General features: G+C 73.5%; 1 protein-coding gene and 1 pseudogene. Both read right to left on the bottom strand.

Going from position 1 to position 1,194, the window contains the following annotated elements; genetic code table 11:
• A pseudogene (locus C1J01_RS48160) lies at nt 1-327 on the bottom strand (N-acetylmuramoyl-L-alanine amidase); the annotation flags it as partial.
• A 194-nt stretch (nt 328-521) separates the two neighbouring features.
• The coding region (locus C1J01_RS48155; RefSeq protein WP_146616051.1) for an MFS transporter at nt 522-1,194 on the bottom strand (673 nt) is incomplete at its 5' end.

The raw sequence follows: 1,194 nt of genomic DNA, 5'->3' as shown, positions 1-1,194 counted from the left end.
GGCCGGCGGCGGGGCGACGGGCAGGGGCCGGCTCTCGTCGCCGCGGGCGTCCTCCGCGCCCTCGTGGTGGTGGTTGGAGCCGGTGAACGCGGCGGCGTCGGTCAGGTGCATCGGGCCGAATCCCGCGTCGCTGGACGGCTGACCGGCGTGGTCGTCCCAGCGTGAGGCGAGGTAGGAGACGCCGAGCAGCACGCTCTCGGGCACCTGGAACTCCTCCGCGGCCGCCGCGAAGGCCTGCTGGCGGTCGTCGGGTGCCTGGGCGTGGGCCGCCGTCACGGTGCTCAACGGCAACGCGGCGACGAGGGAGATCGCCAATAATCTGCGCATGAACCACTCCTTGGGCTGGGGGGCGCAGCGTCGTGGTTCACGATCTCAATATTTTCCTTCGCTGGCGAGAACTTTGCGAAGACATTCTTCACATCTTTACAGCTGAATCTGACACAGTCAGGCACCGCGAGGGAGCCGCCGTCGCCTGGAGGGGCGTGACGACGACCGGAGTGGGGGAGGCGGCGGCATTGGGGTCATGGAGCCGGCCGCGCGGAGCGGGGCCTATGAGCACTGGGGACGAGCCAGAGGGTGAGCGGGGCGGACAGCAGGGCGACCGCGCAGGCGGCGTTGAGTGCCACCGGCATTCCGGACGCCTCGCTCAGGGCGGGGCCCGCGAGGGCGCCGAGCATCGTGGCGGCGGCCTCCAGGGTCAGGAACGCCGCGCTGACCCGGCCGAGCAGGCCCTCCGGGGTCGTCCGCTGCACCCAGGTGTGCACGGAGACCAGCACGGTCACCGCCGGTAGCCCCAGCAGGAACGCGGCGGCCAGCGCGACGGGGAGCTCGGTGCTGTTGAACAGCAGCGCGAACGCGCCGGCGACCAGCGCCTGACCGGCGGCGACAGTCGTTCGGGCGGCGCCGCGGTCGGCGAGCCGGCGGCTGAGGGGCGCGCCGGCGAGAAAGCCCAGCCCGAGCGCAGAGAGCAGATAGCCGACCTGGACGCTGCCGCCCAGCTGGGTCACGCCGAACGGGACGAGCAGGGCGGTGAGCGCCGCGTTGGCCAGCAGGTACACGCTGTTGGCGACCAGCAGGCCCCGGGTCGCCGCGGCTCGCCGAACGTACCGGAGCCCTTGCCCGACGTCGCCGAGCACCCGCCGCCGAACGGCTACCGGGCCCTCGGGCCGGGCGGAGGCGCCGGCCGGGGGGTCG

The organism is Nonomuraea aridisoli, assembly GCF_003236395.1.
Classification (GTDB): Bacteria; Actinomycetota; Actinomycetes; order Streptosporangiales; family Streptosporangiaceae; genus Nonomuraea; species Nonomuraea aridisoli.
The sequence above is the reverse complement of the archived record's forward strand: the minus strand, read 5'-3'. Positions and strand labels throughout refer to the sequence as shown.